General features: G+C 60.4%; 1 protein-coding gene. It reads right to left on the bottom strand.

Annotated elements, in window-relative coordinates; genetic code table 11:
- Positions 1-1,042: AMP-binding protein (locus tag GPL20_RS38520; protein ID WP_167533397.1), on the bottom strand; the 1,042-nt coding region annotated here is incomplete at both ends.

Below are 1,042 nucleotides of genomic sequence, written 5' to 3' on the forward strand. Positions count from 1 at the left end.
GGGCGGTTCAGGTAGCCCCGTGCCACCCCCGCCCCGCCAATGTAAAGCTCGCCCACCGCGCCGAACGGCACGGGCGCGCCATGGCCATCAAGCAAGTACACCCGCGTGTTGGCGATTGGACGCCCGATCGGGACCAACGACCCATTGAAATCAGCCGGGCAAGTCCAGATCGTCGCGAAGGTCGTCGTCTCGGTGGGCCCGTAGCAGTGAATGAGACGTACGGGGCCCTTTTCTTTCAACAATCTCAGAAATGAGGCAAGATCACCGCGCTCACCCCCACAGAGGAGGTGCTTCAGTTGCGCCAACGTCGGAGCAATCGATGATGTATATTGGTTGAACAATGCTGTTGTCAGAAACAGTGACGTCACCCGGTGCTGTTCAAGCGCTCGCGCAAAACTGGGAGTATCCCTGACGGTGGCGGTATGCATGGCAACAATGCAACCACCGTTAAGCAGCGGTGCCCATACTTCGAATGTGCTTGCGTCGAATGCGGGATTGCCGGCCCATGCCACCCGATCTCCTGCATCGATCTTCACATACCCACTGTTGATCACGAGCCGGTTGACGGCACGATGAGGAACAACAACTCCTTTGGGAAGGCCAGTTGAGCCGGAGGTGTACATGACGTAAGCGGCAGTTTCAGCGCTCAACGCCAGCCCAGGATCGGAACTACATCCCGTTCCAGCTATGAGCGGCTCAATTGCACGGACGGGTATCCTCGCCTCAACCAGATCATCAGCGCAAAGCACCAAGCGGGCAGCACAATCGGCCATCAACAATTCTTGTCGCGCCACCGGAAGGGCGCGACCAATCGGTACATACACGCCGCCGGCCTTCAGAATCGCCAGCTGCGCCACCACAAGAGCTGCGGAGCGGTCCAGCACGGTGGCAACGCGATCCTCCGGCCTGACCCCAAGGGCGATCAGGTGGTGCGCCAGGCGGTTGGCCTTCGCATTGAGCTCGCCATAGCTCAGCCGCTCATCATCGCAGACCACCGCCACCGCATCCGGCGCCTTGTGCACCTGCGCCTCGAACAGCTCGT

Origin of the sequence: Bradyrhizobium cajani, assembly GCF_009759665.1 — a bacterium.
Classification (GTDB): Bacteria; Pseudomonadota; Alphaproteobacteria; order Rhizobiales; family Xanthobacteraceae; genus Bradyrhizobium; species Bradyrhizobium cajani.